General features: G+C 43.7%; 13 protein-coding genes and 2 rRNA genes. All 15 read right to left on the bottom strand.

Annotated features, from left to right (window positions below; translation table 11 throughout):
• Positions 1-7: 7 nt before the first annotated feature.
• Positions 8-2,794 (bottom strand): glycoside hydrolase family 2 protein, encoded by a 2,787-nt coding sequence (locus BACPLE_RS07115; protein ID WP_007560301.1) that lies wholly within the window; start codon positions 2,792-2,794, stop codon positions 8-10.
• 384 nt (positions 2,795-3,178) lie between these two features.
• The gene (locus BACPLE_RS07110) at positions 3,179-3,613 is read right to left on the bottom strand and encodes a PepSY-like domain-containing protein (protein WP_007560299.1); all 435 of its coding nucleotides are present in this window, start codon (positions 3,611-3,613) and stop codon (positions 3,179-3,181) included.
• Positions 3,614-3,719: 106 nt separating this feature from the next.
• On the bottom strand, positions 3,720-4,988 hold the full coding sequence (locus BACPLE_RS07105; RefSeq protein ID WP_007560297.1) for a sensor histidine kinase: 1,269 nt from the start codon (positions 4,986-4,988) through the stop codon (positions 3,720-3,722).
• Positions 4,985-5,662: a response regulator transcription factor gene (locus BACPLE_RS07100; protein WP_007560296.1), complete on the bottom strand. Its 678-nt coding sequence runs from the start codon at positions 5,660-5,662 to the stop codon at positions 4,985-4,987. The genes BACPLE_RS07105 and BACPLE_RS07100 overlap by 4 nt, the downstream gene beginning before the upstream one ends.
• A gap of 94 nt (positions 5,663-5,756) precedes the next feature.
• Complete coding sequence (gene glgP, locus BACPLE_RS07095) at positions 5,757-8,324, bottom strand: alpha-glucan family phosphorylase (RefSeq protein ID WP_007560294.1); 2,568 nt, start codon at positions 8,322-8,324, stop codon at positions 5,757-5,759.
• Positions 8,325-8,344: 20 nt separating this feature from the next.
• Positions 8,345-10,021 (bottom strand): glycosyltransferase, encoded by a 1,677-nt coding sequence (locus tag BACPLE_RS07090; protein ID WP_007560293.1) that lies wholly within the window; start codon positions 10,019-10,021, stop codon positions 8,345-8,347.
• 252 nt (positions 10,022-10,273) lie between these two features.
• Entirely contained in the window at positions 10,274-10,735 is a 462-nt protein-coding gene (locus BACPLE_RS07085) for a V-type ATP synthase subunit K (RefSeq protein WP_007560291.1), read from the bottom strand.
• Positions 10,736-10,770: 35 nt separating this feature from the next.
• Complete coding sequence (locus BACPLE_RS07080; RefSeq protein ID WP_007560289.1) at positions 10,771-12,579, bottom strand: V-type ATP synthase subunit I; 1,809 nt, start codon at positions 12,577-12,579, stop codon at positions 10,771-10,773.
• Positions 12,576-13,181 carry a V-type ATP synthase subunit D gene (locus BACPLE_RS07075; protein WP_007560286.1) on the bottom strand — a complete coding sequence of 202 codons (606 nt, stop codon included), beginning with the start codon at positions 13,179-13,181 and terminating at the stop codon, positions 12,576-12,578. The genes BACPLE_RS07080 and BACPLE_RS07075 overlap by 4 nt, the downstream gene beginning before the upstream one ends.
• Before the next feature lie 17 nt (positions 13,182-13,198).
• Entirely contained in the window at positions 13,199-14,518 is a 1,320-nt protein-coding gene (locus BACPLE_RS07070) for a V-type ATP synthase subunit B (RefSeq protein ID WP_007560284.1), read from the bottom strand.
• Between the two features lie 24 nt (positions 14,519-14,542).
• The gene (locus BACPLE_RS07065; protein WP_007560283.1) at positions 14,543-16,300 is read right to left on the bottom strand and encodes a V-type ATP synthase subunit A; all 1,758 of its coding nucleotides are present in this window, start codon (positions 16,298-16,300) and stop codon (positions 14,543-14,545) included.
• 15 nt (positions 16,301-16,315) lie between these two features.
• Positions 16,316-17,155 (bottom strand): DUF2764 family protein, encoded by an 840-nt coding sequence (locus BACPLE_RS07060; protein WP_007560281.1) that lies wholly within the window; start codon positions 17,153-17,155, stop codon positions 16,316-16,318.
• A 9-nt stretch (positions 17,156-17,164) separates the two neighbouring features.
• Entirely contained in the window at positions 17,165-17,755 is a 591-nt protein-coding gene (locus BACPLE_RS07055) for a hypothetical protein (RefSeq protein WP_007560279.1), read from the bottom strand.
• A 222-nt stretch (positions 17,756-17,977) separates the two neighbouring features.
• Positions 17,978-18,086, bottom strand: a 5S ribosomal RNA gene (gene rrf / locus BACPLE_RS07050).
• Positions 18,087-18,193: 107 nt separating this feature from the next.
• Positions 18,194-18,820: ribosomal RNA gene (locus BACPLE_RS07045) — 23S ribosomal RNA — on the bottom strand; the annotation flags it as partial.

The raw sequence follows: 18,820 nt of genomic DNA, 5'->3' as shown, positions 1-18,820 counted from the left end.
TATGTTACTAATAAATACCCTCCGCAGACTGTTTCTGGTTACGCGCAGTTCCAAACATGCCTTTTATCTTATCCAATCCTTCTACCGGAGTGGGAGCAAATTCCTCGCTGTTCATGTAGTTCAGAATAGAATAAAGCATCTGACGAGCCACTGGACGTTTGTCAAGAGCGGTCTGCAAATCAAAAGTGGCCAGCATCAGTTTTCCTTCTCCTACACGTCCTTCATACAAGGAAGCCAGACGACGGTTATGAACAAAATTGTCTACCATCTCTACCACAGGAGCACCTCCCTGAAGGCTGTCTACTACCAAGGTAGTCGAATTGATATTCAAATCCCACCATTGCCAGTCGGTGTGCATGTCGGTCGGGAAGTCAGCCAAAGCCGGATGAGTGGGGTTACAAAGTACTCCCATGGTACCAGCCTGATTCGGGAAGTGTACCGGACTCCAGAATACCGGCACAAACTTTCCTTCAATGCCTTGAAGTGTACGCCAGTCGGGATTGAACAGCACTTTCTCACCTTTCTTGAGCAACGCCATTGCTTCGTCGTAGCTGCGGGTGTATTTCACGTCTCCCCATTTTGTATCTACGAATGACGGATAAACCCATACGTTCCAGCGGTTACGGTATGCTGTTCCGTCAAGCGACAAACAAACTTCTAATTTCGAAGCGTTGGTTACCTGCTGCAAAGGAAATGAAATTTTTCCCAATCCACCGTTATGACCGAAAGCCAATGCAGCTGCCGGAGTCTTTCCCTTGCCTAACGAGCGTCCGTCTGCGGTAATCTCCCAGGAAAGAGTGCTGTTCTTCAACTCATCCTTTCCGTAATTACAAAGTTCTATTTGTGCTTCGAATGTTTCATTATTCGTATATACAGCTTTCGGGAAACGCAGCAACGGAACTACTGGCGCGCAGAATTCACGGAATTCTTCACCTGTAAGAATACCTTTGCTTTCCCAGAATGCATTGAGCAGTCCTACCAACGCTGTTCCCTGTCCCGGAAAATCGTGCAGGTCGAGCAACTGGAATCCGCTGATGCCCGGTGTTTTCAAAGCACGCTCTATTTCTTCTTTATACAGAATGGCGGCTAATTTTCCGGAAGCCTGCAGGTATTGTGGAGCCTTGTCTATCAATCCTTTCTTCTCTAAATCTTCTTTCACCGCCATAAAATTCAGCGGCATCAAAGTTCCTGTATATTTAGGAATTTCCGTAAGATCCGGATAGACAGAGTACTGTCCTACTTCGTGAGTCACCAAAGGTACCTCCATACCATCTATGGATGCCCGGAAATCTTTATCGAATGACGGCAGTTCCTGATTGAATACTCCCTGTCCACGTACCCATCCTTTCTTGGTCCACTGAGTGACGAAGAAATCATCCTGGTTTTCCGGCCAGTCGCCGTGACCTTTTTCGAATGTAAACGAAGTGGTGGTATATAAATGGCGGTCGTCTGCAACCTTCATTTCACCCAACATGGATGCCAAAATATTGAAATCATACTGCAGCTCATTTCCGATGCTCCAGAAGCAGAAAGAAGGATGATTGCCATATTCCTTACTTATACGCTTTGCTTCGGCACGCAAGAACTCGACCGTAGCAGAATCTTTTCCAAGCGTCACACTCCATACCGGAAGCTCTACCTGTACATAAAATCCCATTTCATCGGCTACATTGAACGCTGCCTCCGGCGGACACCAGGAGTGGAAACGGAGATGATTCATTCCATATTCGCGTGCAGAAGCATAAAGTTTTTCCCACGAAGCTTCATCAGTAGGAGGTGTGCCGGTCAAAGGAAAAATGCAGCACTCCAATGTACCACGAAGGAATATCGGTTTTTCGTTCAACACCAGTTTGTTTCCTTCATGGCGTATATCGCGCAATCCGAATGTTTCAGTTGTAAGTGAAGTCGATTTTCCGGATACTAATTCTACAGAAGCATCGTAAAGATAAGGATTGAATTCATCCCACAGAGGAGCATTATCCCCTAATTGGCAGGTCAGTTCTACCGTTGAATAACCTTTCACGGCTTCTGCTTGAGCTTCGACAGAAGCGTACGATTTGCTATCATCCTTTCCTTTTACCTGCAGGCTAAGATTAACCGGTACAGTCTGTAAAGACGAATTATATACAGAAACTACAGCCTTTACTGTACGTGAAGCAACATCCGGATAAAGCTGCAGACTTTCTACGCGTGTTTTCTCCACGGCCTTGATGTACATGTCGCCTAAGATACCATTCCACTTTACCTGAGTGGCATCTGTATAGGCATGTGCCAGGTCATTCACTGACATGTCATAACGCTTACGGTTGTCCACTCTGACAGTCAGCACCTGTTTTTTCCCGGGCTGAATATAAGGAGTCAAGTCATACTCATGCGGAGTCGTCAGACTCTCTTCATGACCTTCTACTTTCTGCCCGTCTATCCATACTTGTGTATCCCATAATACACGTTCCAGATGAAGGATACAATCTTTTTCTTTCCAGTCGGAAGGTACCTGAATCTCGCGTGAATACCAGGCCGGACCTACATAACTGTAGGCACGGGTAAGATGGAGCAGCTGCGGTTTCTCTAATGCAGGTTTCAATGTGCATTTAGTACCCAGACGAGCCTCATCCGTTGTACCCGGAAGTGTAATGGAGGTATCAAACAATTTTCCACCATAAGAAGCATCCATCCCCACATCGGTACTATCCAGACATACCGTCCATTGTCCAGAAAGATCGACTTGTGTGACAGGACTTGTACACGAAGCAAAAGGAAGGCAAAACAGCCAAGCGATGAGTGTATTTTTCATGATATTTTTTGTTATATTGTATTACGGATGCAAAATAACAAAAAACAAACAGGGCAGGAAATGGAATATTTACCGGATAAGATGTAAAAAACTGCGAAAAGACAGGCTCTACCGATGAAGTGAAAAACGAAAAGCCAGTCTGCAAGGAAAAAGCAACTATGTTTTCCCAGTACTTCCATGGAAGTACTGAAGTACTGCAAAGGAAGTACTACAGTACTTTCAAAGAAGTACTGCAATCCTCCTTAAAAAGTACTGCGAACTGTCAAGCCATTGTGTATCAGTCTTACTTCACTTAACCCATCAACTCACCCTACATGAAAACACATAGCCCGTCCCTTTTATGAAAAAGGAACGGGCTACAGTTTCCCGAAGGATATAACCAACTTAATCGTCAATATCAATTACGCGCATCTGGCTGTCGAATGTAATCTCCCATCGATTAGAGAGTTTCACTTCATATTCATTGCGTTTGCGCTCTATCTGAATGATGGAAGCGTCAGGGTAATTATTCTTTACATACGTGCGGATGGCCGACGGAACAATCTGAGTCGGTACGCCTGACTTGCATTTCACTTCTGTCCAGTCGCCGGACTTGTCAAACTCAATCTTTTCACCGTTTGTGAAAATCACATCGTATGACTTACTGAACAAATCACTGTCCTGTTTTGCCAAAGCTACCTTGTGGCCCTTAAAGTAAGTAGTGATGAAAGTCTGCGCCTTCGTAGGCAACTGTCCTACCTGAATCGGTTTTTCGTTATCTGCCATTGCTACGGTTGACACTGTAAACACACACACCAGTAAAAAAACTAACTTTTTCATAATGTTCTATTTTTATTAGATGAATACTTTAATGATTTATTGTACTGCAAAAATGGGATGTAATTCTGAAAAGAATCTGAAGATTTCCCCTTTTTCAACAAAAAAATCAAGAAACAATAGAAAAAATATGCTGCCCGTTTTCAAAGGTATATGAAAGAGTGAGATGATAGGCCTTACAGATGGAGTCTACCAAGGCCAATCCAAGTCCTGTAGAACCCTCGGCTTTTCCTTCTTTATAGAAACGTTCAAAAATACGGTTCTTATCCAATGAAGCGTCTCCAGTATTGCTGATACGGAAAGAAGAAGCCGTGAAAGAAAGAGCAATCACTCCACCTTCCGGCACATGCACAAACGCATTTTTCAGCAGATTGGTCAGCAAGACGGTAGCCAGCGACTCACTCATTTCCAAATGGAAACATTCTTCTACGTGCACTTCCACTTGCACATGACGATAGGCATATACTTCCTTGTAATCATCCAGATACTGCAACAGCAGCTCATTCAGGCACAAAGATTTTACATCCGTAAACTGACGATTCTCTATCTTGCACAATAGTAACAGCGACTTATTCAGGCGTGTCAGATTTTCAAGTGTCCGATGGGTCTTCATCAGTTCGGAAAGCTGTTTCTCGGTCAATGTTTCATCCTCCATCAGCATTTCCAGGCGGTTACGGCAAATAGCCAGCGGTGTCTGCATCTCATGTGAGGCATTCCCGATAAACAGTTTCTGCTGCTCATAGAGTTTCTCACTGCGTTCTGAGAACATATTGGCCGCCTCATTCAGTTTCCGGAATTCCACAATCCGGAGTGATTCATCGAGCGGTTTCTCCTTCGTTCCCAAACGATAATCTTCCAGCCATTTCAACAAAGTATAAAGTGGCCGCATATTGCGATGGAACACCCAGGCATTAACCGCTAAAATCATCAGGAACAGCAGCACATAAAGAAAGACAATCCACCCTAAAACGGCACGCTGAAGGTCGAATTTCTCAATGGTAGGAGTATAGACCACCAGTTCCATATATCCCCCGTCTTCCTTCTGGAAAATGGTCATTAATATTCTGGCAGGCTCCGTCTCTCCTTTTTCGGTAATATACACCATCTCGTCCCGATAGGATATATTAGGATAGGAGGCTGCATATTCCGGAGTGACCTCATACAGAAAGTACTGATTGTTCGAGCCGTTACTTGTATCAGGCATCTGCTCTCCCGACAGGGAACGGATAATCAACGACTCAGCATAATCGCTCAAGGAGTCATCCACTTCGTCGTTTACCTCCTCCATAATGGCCAGGTAAAACAATACCGCCCAACACGTCAGTATGACCACTAAGATGGTGGACATACGCCACATGACCAGATAAAACAGTTTCATTCTTCTACCAGTTTATAACCTATACCATACACAGCTTTCAACTCAACCGTAGCACCGGCTTCTTTCAGGTGTTTACGCAGATTCTTGATTTGTGCATAGATAAAGTCAAAATTATCTACCTGGTCAATATGGTCTCCCCATACAGATTCAGCCAGTGTGGTTTTGTTTACCAATCTTCCGGGACGCAGCATAAAATACAGCAGAATATCGTATTCTTTCCGGTTCAAGTCCAGTTCCTTCCCTCCTACTGCAACCTTAAAATGGTCTGGGATGACTTCTACATTGCCATAGCTTACCTTCTTCTCTCCTTCCCGCTGGTTACGACGGAACAGACTCTTCAATCGCGCATGGAGCTCAGCCAAATGATAAGGTTTAGGAAGGTAATCATCCGCTCCTAAATCCAATCCTTTGACTTTGTCTTCCAAAGAATCCTTGGCCGACAAAATAATAACATTGGTCCGTTTTCCCAACGCATGCAATTCTTCCAGTAAATCAAGTCCGGAACCGTCCGGCAACATTATATCCAGCAATATGCAATCGTAGTCGTAATCTTCTATTTTACGAAGTGCCGTTTTATAATCTGGTGCCTGCGACACGACATAACGTTCTTTCTCCAACGAACGGGTGGTAATTTCCCGCAGGTCTGCATCATCTTCAACGATTAATATTTTCATGGCATATAGTTTTTGAAAACAAAAAAAGCCATTCCGAATATCAAAATTATCCGGAATGGCCTGTTTATATGATTATCTGAACAGACAGAGGTCTTTATTCATTAAACCAGCGTACATAACAGAAGTCCTGACGGTGAGGCAGTGCATCGTTCTTCGGGAACATACGGTAAGCTACCTTAAAGCTACCCGCATTTGACAAACCTGCAATCATTTCGAAAGTAAACAAGTTGCCTTCACGTTTCACCATCTTCATCGGGTTAACTGCATAAATGTATTCACGGCCTTCTGCATTGGTATAAGTAACCACCTGTTCGATACCGATTGCATCGTCCAGACCCTTTTCATCTACCACGCAAGTAAGCTTATAGTCTTTACCGCTTTCTACGTTACCGTTGCACAAATCCTGACACTTGTTGAATGAAACAACCTGAATTTCATCCCATTTAGCGGCTACTTCTTCCTTCCATGCAGCCAGTTTCTTCACCTGTTCGTAGTTGTTTGCTTCAAGCGCGTGGAAACGTTCAGCTTCCTTACCATAGAACTTAGCGAAGTAATCATCCAACTGACGTTTCATGGTATAATGAGGAGCAACCTGAGCGATAGAATTCTTAATAGTCTTTATCCAGCCTTCAGAATATCCTTTCTTGTTTCTTGCATAATACAACGGCAGGATTTCTGTTTCCAGGATACTGTAGATAGTAGCAGCATCCAGCTGATCCTGATGTTCCTGGTTCTGGTAAGTACGTTTTTCAGTCAATGCCCATCCAGCACCTTCACGGTAACCTTCCAGCCACCATCCGTCCAATACAGAGAAGTTAACCACACCGTTCATCAAGGCTTTTTCACCTGATGTACCAGATGCTTCCAACGGACGAGTCGGAGTGTTCATCCAGATATCTACACCAGATACCAGGCGACGAGCCAGTTTCATATCGTAGTTTTCCAAGAAAATAATCTTTCCTAAGAATTCCGGACGGTTAGAGATTTCAATAATTTTCTTGATCAATCCCTGACCTGCTCCATCGTGCGGGTGAGCTTTACCAGCAAACAAGAACTGAACTGGATAGTCAGGATTGTTTACAATCTTAGCCAAACGATCCAAGTCAGTGAACAACAAGTGTGCACGCTTGTAAGTAGCAAAACGACGAGCAAAACCAATCAGCAAGGCATTCGGGTTAATCTTATCCATCAAAGAAACCACACGTGACGGATCTCTCTGGTTCTTCAACCATGTATCACGGAACTGATCGCGGATGTAGTTAATCAGTTTGTTCTTCAAAGCCACACGAGTCTTCCAGATTTCTTCATCAGGCACGTTGTAGATACGTTCCCAGATTTTCGGATTTGACTGGTCGTGCATGAAGTTCTTATCAAAGTATTTATTATACAAAGCTTTCCATTCAGAAGCACACCAAGTAGGGAAATGTACACCGTTAGTTACATAACCTACATGATTTTCTTCAGGGAAATAGCCTTTCCAGATTCCAGAGAACATTTCCTGAGAAACCTTTCCGTGCAACCAACTTACACCGTTCACTTCCTGACAAGTGTTGCAAGCAAATGTAGACATACAGAAACGTTCGTTCGGATCACCCGGATTGATACGTCCCAAGTCCATCAAATCCTGCCAGCTGATTCCCATACGCTGCGGATAACCGCCCATGTACTTACCGAACAGTCCTTCATCGAAATAGTCATGTCCAGCCGGAACCGGAGTATGTACAGTATACAGAGAAGAAGCACGAACCACTTCCAATGCTTCGTCAAATGACATTCCGCTTTCTACGTAGTCACACAGACGCTGTACATTACACAATGCCGCATGTCCTTCGTTGCAGTGATATACATCTTTCTTGATACCCAGTTTCTTCAGCAACAGCACACCACCGATACCCAGCAAGATTTCCTGTTTCAAGCGGTTTTCCCAGTCACCACCATACAACTGGTGAGTAATAGAACGGTCGAATTCGCTGTTCATTTCATTGTCTGTATCCAACAGATACAAAGGCACACGACCTACATTGACTCTCCATACGTATGCATGTACATAATAGTTCAAATAAGGTACATCCAATACCATCGGCTGGTCATTTTCATCCTTCACGCGTTCCAAAGGAAGGCTTCCAAAGTTCTGAGCTTCATAGTTAGCAATCTGCTGACCGTCCATTGAAAGACTCTGTGTGAAGTAGCCGTAACGGTACAAGAAACCGATACCGCACATATCCACATTACTATCTGAAGCTTCTTTCAGGTAGTCACCGGCCAAAATACCCAGACCACCAGAATAAATCTTCAGTACATGAGTCAAACCGTATTCCATACAGAAATAAGCTACAGACGGACGGTTCTTGTCTGGTTCTACAGACATATATTCAGTAAATCTATCATAGATTGCATTAATCTTACCCAACATTTCTTTATCTACAGACAGAGCTTCCAGCTTTTCGTAGTTAAGACGTTCCAGCAAAGCAACAGGGTTCTGTCCGACAGCACGCCACAATTCCGGGTCAAGTTCTCTAAACATTTCAGTAGCATCATCATTCCATGCCCACCAAATGTTACGAGCCATCACTTCCAGCATCTTCAAAGATTCCGGTATGCGAGATTTCACATTAATTTCTCTCCAAACAGGAGTATTAGCATAGTTTGTTTTGATTTTCATATCACTAATGTTTTATAAGTTCATTTTTGTTTATAAGATTTGCAACGTTCTTTTGCATTGCGCAAAGCCACGTCGTATGCTTCATAATAATAGCGTATAAAATGTTTCCACAAAGCCTTTTCAGCAATGTCGGCCGCATTTTTTCGAATTATCTGTACTTCAGATTCCGGCAACTTAGCAAATTCGGTAATCGTGTCACGAATTACATCTGCCACTTCCGAATAATTGTAGTCGGTACGATGAATAACTTTTACACCGTCTTCCAATGTGCCGGGACGACCTTTCAATGAATTTACCCACAAACCGAATCCTGCCAGATCCGTCGTTATAGCAGGCACTTTGAATGCCACACTTTCCAATGGAGTATAGCCCCATGGCTCATAATATGACGGATATACGCTCAAATCTGCCCCTATAATCAAATCGTAATAGGTTTCATTCAATATTCCGTCGTTGCCATCCAGATAGCAAGGCACAAATATAACCTTTACTTTTGACTCCGGAGAGTTAGACATGTTCAAATACTTCAACATATCCAACACCTGATCATGACTCATATTATGCAACCAGTGCGTAATAAAAGGACATTCCAGCGGTGTATTGTAATCTTCATTGCTTTCCAAACGTTGTTTCAAGTCTTCACGGGCATCGCCTACCCATCCTGGCACATTGACAAAAGCCACAACTTCACGGTTCAGGCTCTTTTTACGTGTCAAACGGTTCAACGCTTCCAGATACACGTTTATACCCTTATTCTTGAATTCATAACGACCGCTTGTTCCCACAATCAGCGTATCATCGCCCAAATGAGTACCCAACAACTTATTAGCCAAATTCAGCAACAAAGCACGGGCATATTTTCTTTTCTTCTCAAACTCTTCTCCTTTGGGAACGAAATCATCTTCAAAGCCATTCATCAGGACCACGTCCGCCTCTTTGTCCAACAATTCCTTACATTCATTGTTGGTAATATCGCTGACTGTAGTAAAACAATCTACATGATGGGCTGTCTGCTTTTCAATAGAGTGTTTTGACTCTACATTCAGTTCACGTGACATCTGGTCACCGTTATAAGCAAACAAGTAATCATAGAGAGGTTTATTATTTCCTGCAATGGAACGCCCGATAGTAGTAGCGTGTGTAGTGAAGATTGTAGCAATTTCCGGAACGTGTTTTTGCAAGTATAGTGCGCCAAGGCCAGTCATCCATTCATGAGCTTGATATATGACCTTATCGCTCATTGTCAGGTTATAACGATAAAAACTTTCAACTACTTTTCCCGCAGCATACGAGAACATAGAAGCTTCATCATAATCTCCATAAGCATGCAAGGAGTCTACTTGAAAATCGATCCATGCCTGAGTATATATCTCATTTTTATCCTTATAGAAAGGAGTGAAATCGACTAAAATAGCAATCGGCTTACCTGGAATATTCCAACGCCCTATGCGTACTTTCAAATCATCTTTCTTGATTGCATGCTCTCTCCATGCCTGAAGAAGCTTTGAATCTTCCACAAACAACGGATTTTCCTTACCCGACCAGAAATCTGGTCCTATAAAAAAAATTCGATCAGGGAAAGTATTCTGCAAGGTTTTTGCTCTTGTAGACAATACAGTGTATATGCCACCCACTTTATTACATACTTCCCAACTGGATTCGAAAATATAATCAGGTGTTAGTAACTGTTTCATCATCGTCTCATTAATATCTTCTAAATCAGCCGCGAATATACAAAAAATATTTAATCGGAAGAAAAAAAAGGAAAGTTTTGTATTGCTACACTAATTTATGCATGCCAATAGTAACGAAAAGATACAGAGATGTTTCTTTTTCAATACGATACGAAATCATATTCCACCATAGAATCATACATAAAAAAGTCCCCGCTGTACACTAACAAAGAGCGTGCAGCGGGGCAAAGTAAATACATTAAAGAATTCCGAAGATTATGCCAAAGCTGATCCCATCAAGAAGGTAGCAGCCAAAGCTACGATTGCATACAATTCAGGGAATACGGCCAAAATCAATGTATTACCGAAGACGTTGTGTCCCTGTCCGATTGCTGCAATACCATTGGCACAAACTTGTCCCTGACGGATAGCTGAGAACAAAGCTACCAAGCCCAAGCCAATACCTGAACCCAATACGGCACAAGCCTGAATACCGGTAATTTCCGGAGTCAGTACACCAAAAATACTCTGGGACATAAAGTAACCGGCAAATCCATACAAACCCTGAGTACCAGGAAGAGCTGTCAATACCAGGAAGTTACCAAATGCGCTGTCGTTCTTTTTCAATGCACCGATAGATGCGTTACCTGCAATAGTTACACCATACGCACTACCAATACCAGACAAACCTACCATAATTGCGATGCCAATATAGGCAATCAAAAGATTCATTTCCATAATTATTTGTTTTTTAGTTTTTAATACTTTGTTTATTAATTCTTGAAAGGATTATATTCCTTTCCTCCTCCTTCGTATCCGGCATTCTTGAAGAATTCCACGAAGGTCAGACGCATCGGATGTACCATGGCGCCCAACACATTCATAAAGATATTGATGGCATGGCCGATGACAAAGATCAATACCATCACAATCGGACCGGCAATCACGTTGTCCGGGCTCATACCTACCGCCAGACTGTTAAACACACTAGCCAGGATACCACCTGAAAGTCCTAAGGCAAACAAGCGGACATACGACAGAATATCACCTAACAGACCGGTAGCCATATTATAGCTATCCCACAATCCCAAACCGATATTCACAAAAATATTCTTGTCAGGACTGTTATACAGATAAGCCATCAAGCCTCCTATAGCCAATAATATCAGATGTACTGTCCCTCCCATTACCATCAGTCCGGGAGCTGCAAAAGCTACTGCTGTACTAACCAGAATCAGAATCCAGCCAATAGTCGCAATCGCATACTTCACACCAAACTGAATAGTCTGGTTTACCGCCTTCAGTATCATACCAAAAATAATCTGCACACCTCCCAAAATCAGAGAAAGGTTGAACATTTGCTGGTTGTCCAGCGAAATAGTTTCCTTTAATGTCTGGAAGAAAGGAACCTGAATGTCATACAGATTAAATCCAAAGCATGTACCCGTGAGTAAACCACAAACCATTGTCGAAGCTCCTAAAATCTGCACCAATGTCAGGATGGGCTTCATTGAGGCACTCAGTTTCTTGGCAAACAGACGATACAGGGTTACCGCCAATAACATGAACAAGCCATAACCGGAATCGCCCAGACAGAGACCGAAAAACAACATAAAGAACGGAGCAAAGAACGGTGTCAAGTCCAGTTCATTGTATTTCGGCAGCATATACAGACGCATAATGGGTTCAAACAGTCTGAAGAAGCCTTTGTTTTCCAGCAGGATAGGCACATCATCCTCCGGTGTCGGAGCTGCCGTTTCATAATAGACCTCCTGTGTACGAAGGTATTCGGTCATTTCCGGCAGACGTTCCGAAGGAATCCATCCTTCCAACAACATGAGTTTATTGTCGGCCAAAGCATCCGTGCTGAGTACGACCTTCGAAAACTCAATCTGAGAATGTACCTGATGCTGGGCAGCCTTCAAATCAGGAATCACCGTTGCAGCCAAGTCTTTCAATTTTTCCTGAAGAGCTGTCTGCTGTGCTTTCAAATCGGTCACCTTTGCTTGCAAGGCTGAAAGTGAACTATCCGGCAACTTAGCCATTTCTATTTCCAGTTCCGGCAGCACCATTCCTTTTGTCACTGTGATAAAATACATCTTCGAGCCAATCCGGTTGATGACTGTTGCGTGATACAAGTCTACCCATTCCGGCTTAAACTGCTTTTCAGAGCAAATATAAAAGCCCATCTGATAGCCAGCTTTACGCAAGCGGGATATATTTTGTGGATCAAAATCACCCCATGGTTCCAACGTAGCCAACTCTTTCTCGGCAGCCTGTACACGATGCGTAAGTTGCTGTGACTGTTGCAGCAACTCATCAGTCTGCTTTAAAGCTAGTTCTCCTTTGGCCGCATCTCCTTCACGCACTTCGGCAGAAGCCGTTTCCATACTCTGCAGCAATTTGATAGCCGCAGCATAACGTGCAGACAAACGGATACTTTCCTGCAAAGCCGCATTCTCAGCACCTCCCTGTGCTTTTGTGGCTACATGTACCACTCCCAGGTCACGGATATTTTTCAAAAAGCAATCATACTCTTTATGGTATACCAAAAAAGTAACTTTTGTCATTTTTGCAATCATTCTTCCGCCTCCTTTCTTTTCTCCTGGATAGACTTCAAAATCTTTTGAGAGGATTTTGACAAGTTTTCCTCATCTTCCATAAAACGTTTGATTTTCCGCAAAGCGTCCTGATAGCCCGGAATCTGCACTTTTTCAAAAAGGTTTACTTTCTGAGTCGTTTTCTTACGTGCATGTTCCAGCAAATCCAGCTTGGCAAGAGCAAACTCTCTTTCAATGGCAGTCTGGGCAAGTTTTTTCAATAGATGAATACCGTCGGCATACCACTTCGGGCTACAGAACAAACTAAATGGCCGGATATCAAACTCCACCTCATCCAGCAACGGAACCCGGACACCCGCAATCTTCCGCACACCCAGATGCACATCTTTCACCCTTACCAATGAAGCGTCAAACTCATTCCAAAGGGCATGCATGTGCTCGTATGACGAGATTTGCGTTTCCAGTCGTTCCTCCAGTTCGGCAGCTTCTTCCTTGCAGCGTTTCACTTCCATGCGCAGAGCACTCTCCTTATTTTTAATGATAGGGAGCGTACGCACACGGACCTTCAGCTGCTTTTCAAGCTGTTGCAAAGAGGTCTTGTTATACTGAAATTTTATTGCCATTTTAAAGTCTTATAATTTTATTTCTTCCAATACTGATCTACGAACTCTTTCTTGATGTTCACTTCTTCCGGCTTGAAGTATTTGCTGAACAAGCCCCAGGTTACATCCAGCATTTCTGTCGTATTCAAGTTCACATCAATAGCCAGCAGCTGGTTGGCATAATCCTTGGCAAAGGCCAACGCACGTTCGTCGTAGTTGGTCAGGTCGAAACCGTTTTCCATCTTTGTCTTGGCATTCGCTGCATCGGCATACAGACGTACGGCTGCATTCATCACCTGCGGATGGTCTTTACGTGTCTTCTTACCACTTACCAGCTGTTTCAAACGTGACAATGAACGGAACGGGTCGACAATTACCTTACCAATGTCACTATCACGACGCAAGAAGAGCTGACCTTCTGTGATGTAACCGGTATTATCCGGAACTGCATGAGTAATATCACCACCGGAAAGAGTAGTCACCGCAATGATGGTAATAGAACCACCGCTCGGGAACTGTACAGCTTTTTCGTAAATCTTAGCCAAATCAGAATACAAAGAGCCCGGCATAGAATCCTTTGACGGAATCTGGTCCATACGGTTAGATACGATAGCCAACGCATCGGCATACGAAGTCATATCGGTCAGCAGTACCAATACCTTCTGGTTATGTTCTACGGCAAAATATTCAGCCGCAGTCAATGCCATATCCGGAATCAACAGACGTTCTACCGGCGGATTTTCTGTCGTATTCACAAAGCTGATGATACGGTCCAGCGCACCTGCATTCGAGAATACATTCTTAAAGTAGAGGTAGTCATCGTTTGTCATACCCATACCTCCCAGGATAATCTTGTCTGTTTCTGCACGCAAAGCTACGTTCGCCATTACCTGGTTAAAAGGCTGGTCAGGGTCTGCAAAGAACGGAATCTTCTGTCCGGATACCAGCGTATTGTTCAAGTCGATACCGGCAATACCCGTAGCAATCAGCTCAGACGGCTGTTTACGACGTACCGGATTCACTGACGGACCACCAATTTCTACTTCAGTACCTTCTACTTCCGGTCCCCCGTCAATCGGTTCACCGAAAGCATTGAAGAAACGTCCGGCCAGCTGGTCACTCACTTTCAGCGTAGGAGACTTGCCCAAGAATACCACCTCTGCATTGGTCGGAATACCTTCCGTACCTTCAAACACCTGCAGAGTCACTTCATCTCCGGCAATCTTCACCACCTGCGCCAGCTTGCCGTTCACCATAGCCAGTTCGTCATAACCAACCCCTGTTGCTTTCAGCGAACAGGTAGCCTTGGTTATCTGGCTAATCTTTGTATATATTTTTTGAAAAGCTTTTGTCGCCATTTTCTACCCATTTATTGATTTCACTTATTTTACTTTTCTTTCGGCAACCAGCTCCTGCAACTGTTTCTGGAATTCCACATATTGCGGAGAACGGAACTGTGCATAGTTCATCTGCTTGCAGATATTGATCATCTTCTTGAAGAAGTCCATTACTTCCACGAAATTATCAAAGCTGAAATCAGTATGGCAAATGTCAATCACCATATTTACGATTTCTTCCTGACGTTCCATCGGAGTCACCGCATCCACTTCATCAAAGGCATCCTGCTGCAAAATGACAAAGTCAATCAGTTCTGACTTCCAGAAAATCACGTGATATTCTACAGGCACACCGTCATCACCCAAGATGTTAATCTGTTCGGCAATTTCCTTACCACGCAACAGACGAGTCTTCAGTTCAGTCACCTTACCCGTCCATTCTGCGTTGATATGTTCTGTGATATACGCTTCAAATTCAGGATACTCCAGATACTTAGAATAAGAATCAATCGGGTTTACAGCCGGATAACGTTTACGGTCGGCACGTTCCTGTTCCAATGCATAGAAACAGCGGGCTACTTTCTTCGTATTTTCTGTCACCGGTTCCTTCAAGTTACCTCCGGCAGGTGATACGGTACCGATAAAGGTAATAGATCCCGTCGATCCATTGTTCAGGTGTACATATCCTGCACGGCCATAGAAGTTAGAAATAATCGCTGAAATATCCATCGGGAAAGCATCCGGTCCAGGAAGTTCCTCCATACGGTTAGACATTTCACGCAAAGCCTGTGCCCAACGTGAAGTAGAGTCGGCCATCAGCAAAACTTTCAATCCCATGGCACGGTAGAACTCGGCCATTGTCATGGCAGTATACACAGATGCTTCACGAGCCGCAACCGGCATGTTAGAAGTATTTGCTACAATGATGGTACGCTCCATCAATTTACGTCCTGTATGCGGGTCGACCAGTTCCGGGAACTCTGTAAAGATTTCTACCACCTCATTGGCACGTTCACCACAAGCCGCGATAATTACGATGTCAGCTTCTGCCTGTTTGGAGATGGCATGCTGAAGCACCGTCTTTCCCGTACCAAACGGTCCCGGAATAAATCCAGTACCTCCTTCTACAATCGGGTTCATTGTATCAATCACACGTACACCCGTTTCCAGCAGTTTGTAAGGACGCGGTTTCTCCTTATAATTGGTCATGGCTTTCTTCACCGGCCATTTCTGAATCATATTTACCGGGATGTCATTACCCTCTGCATCTGTAAGTACAGCTACGGTATCTTCTATTGTATATTCTCCTTCCTCTACTATGGACTTTACTTTATAAATTCCCTGCAATTGGAAAGGTACCATAATTTTCAACGGCTGATGATTTTCTTCCACCTCTCCCAACCAGGCAGACGGTCCCACTTCATCACCCGTTTTTACAATAGGCTTGAACAGCCATTTCTTTTCCTTGTCCAACGGATAAGTATACTGACCACGTTTCAGAAATACTCCCTCCATTTTATCGAGGTCATTCTGCAACCCGTCATAATTCTTCGAAAGCATGCCAGGTCCTAATGTCACTTCCAGCATATGGCCTGTAAATTCAGCTTCCGCACCGACTTTCAGTCCACGTGTGCTTTCAAAAACCTGTACATACACATTCTTTCCTACCACCTTGATTACTTCGGCCATCAGGCGGTCACCTCCGGTCGAGATGTAGCAGATTTCATTCTGTGCCACCGGACCGTCGACTGTCAATGTAACCATATTGGCGATTACGCCTAAAACAGTTCCTTTTGTTGCCATTCTATTTTATTTTTACTATTTTCTAAACTCTTCCGGAATCTGTACCTCTTCCTTCAGATGCTGAATCATCTGGCGGAACAGTTCATTTCCTTTTTCTTTGTCCAGTGAAATCCATCGTTCAATCATTTCCAGTTGCAAGAGGAAAACAAACAAACGCTCTACCGTGAAATAGTTAAAGAAAGACTCGTCTTCCAGCCATTTCCAGGCCAGTAAGTCTGTCTTCTTTTCACGCTCCACCAGTTCCTCCATTTCCGCAATGCGTTGCAATTCTTCCATGTAAGCCAGTTGCTCTCCCAATCCGAAATCACGGGCATTCGAAGTTCTCAGCTGCTCGCACACTTCCGTGTCTCCCACAATCCGGGAAGCCACCTCCATCTTGTATTTGCGCAAAATAAAAGCAGAGAGGATATTGTTCACATTCAGACTAAACTCAAACCAACGGCTTATAAAACGATTTCCACATTTCATGGCATACGCATAATAGGCAGCCGCCAGCGCCTCCTCTGCCACGAAATGCTCCTCACCTGAATTTTGTAGATACAAAGCGATGAAATCATACAGATAAGAAGGGAACTTTTTCTCGCAAGCATCTCCCTGGCGAACAGCCTCTATCAAAAGCAGCAATTCTTCTGCCGAGAAGTTACCTCGTTCATCAATTCCTGAATCTTTGTCTTTTAAAAGTTTCAACAGATTTATATTATCAAATTTCAGGTAAAACAAATCAATCAGCTTTTTGTCTTTATCAGACAGAGAAGGATAAAGTTCAGATTTAAAGTTTTCAACGGTATAACTCAGTTTGCCATCATCCAATGACACAGACGGCAAACCAGCTACCAGATAATAATAGTTGCTCATGCCACTGGATTAAAACAACATTTTGACTAACTGAGGACGAAGGAATTCCTTGAAATAGTTTTCAAATTCTTCCTCTCCAAAATTTACTTTATAGGAACCATCCGCAGGTGAAATAGAGAATAACATCTTCATTCCGTTCACCTGATTAATAGTTACCCCTTTATCCAGCAAAGCTTTTGCCTTAGCTGTAAAATATTTTTTCAGACTGTCCGCATCTTTCACCGAGATTTCAATCGGTTCATTTGCCGACCATTTTTCAGCCAGTGCCAAAATAAATTTATAAAGGAACTCTTTGTCAGCTGTGAATCCTTTTACCGTTTCTTCAACTGTTTGATTAGTCAACAAGTTTGCTACTTCCGTCTTCAAGGCATTTACAGCTTGTCCGGCAAAAAGTTTCAATTCTGATTTAGTATTCTCATTCAATTCGTCGGCTGTCTTCTTTGCTTCAGCCAATATAGACTCAGCCTGCTTTTTTGCATCTTCAATCAGTTTTTCCGCCTGAACCTGAGCCTCGCTCACAAGGCGTTGAGCTTCCTCATTTCCTTTTTCCACCCCTTCACGGTAGATCTTATCAGTTAGCTCTTGAATCTTGTTTTCCATGATGATTTTATATTTATTAAAGATTACTGCATTTATATGAGGTTTTTAAAACCGCCCAAATATAGCAACTTTTTCATTCAAAGCAATTATATTCATCATGAATATTGTCTGAAATATCGCTAAAAGCAGCTCAAGTTACATTATTGTATACTGAAGCAATCATTCCCGACAAGTATATACACAAAAAAGCCCCGAAGCGTTTCCGCTTCAGGGCTTCAGTTAAGACGGCGACTACCTACTCTCCCACTTGCGCAGTACCATCGGCGTGACGAAGCTTAACTTCTCTGTTCGGAATGGGAAGAGGTGGAACCTTCGTGCAATAGTCACCTGAATATCATTTATGTATTCATGACTCACAAGCAAGCAACTTCAGCACTTCTTTCATGCTAAACGTATATATCATCCTTTCTGATGACTTTTCCATCCGCTCCGCGCGGATAAGGAAAGCTGACGGGCAATTAGTAATGCTCGGCTTTGCTGTCTCCAGCTTTACACCTGCATCCTATCAACGTTGTCGTCTTCAACGACCCTGAGAAATCTAATCTTGTGGCCGGCTTCGCACTTAGATGCTTTCAGCGCTTATCCGATCCCGACTTAGATACCCGGCGATGCGCCTGGCGGCACAACCGGTAAACCAGAGGTCGGTCCAACACGGTCCTCTCGTACTAGTGTCAGAGCCACGCAAATTTCATACGCCCACGATAGATAGAGACCGAACTGTCTCACGACGTTCTGAACCCAGCTCGCGTGCCACTTTAATGGGCGAACAGCCCAACCCTTGGGACCTTCTCCAGCCCCAGGATGTGACGAGCCGACATCGAGGTGCCAAACCACTCCGTCGATATGAGCTCTTGGGAGGGATCAGCCTGTTATCCCCGGAGTACCTTTTATCCTTTGAGCGATGTCCCTTCCATACGGAAACACCGGATCACTATGCTCTAGTTTCCTACCTGCTCGACTTGTCTGTCTCCCAGTCAAGCGCCCTTATGCCATTACACTCTGCGACGGATACGATCGTCTGAGGCACTTAGAGCTCGTTACGCTTTGGAGGCGACCACCCCAGTC

Origin of the sequence: Phocaeicola plebeius DSM 17135 (assembly GCF_000187895.1) — a bacterium.
In the GTDB taxonomy this organism is placed as follows: domain Bacteria; phylum Bacteroidota; class Bacteroidia; order Bacteroidales; family Bacteroidaceae; genus Phocaeicola; species Phocaeicola plebeius.
The sequence above is the reverse complement of the archived record's forward strand: the minus strand, read 5'-3'. Positions and strand labels throughout refer to the sequence as shown.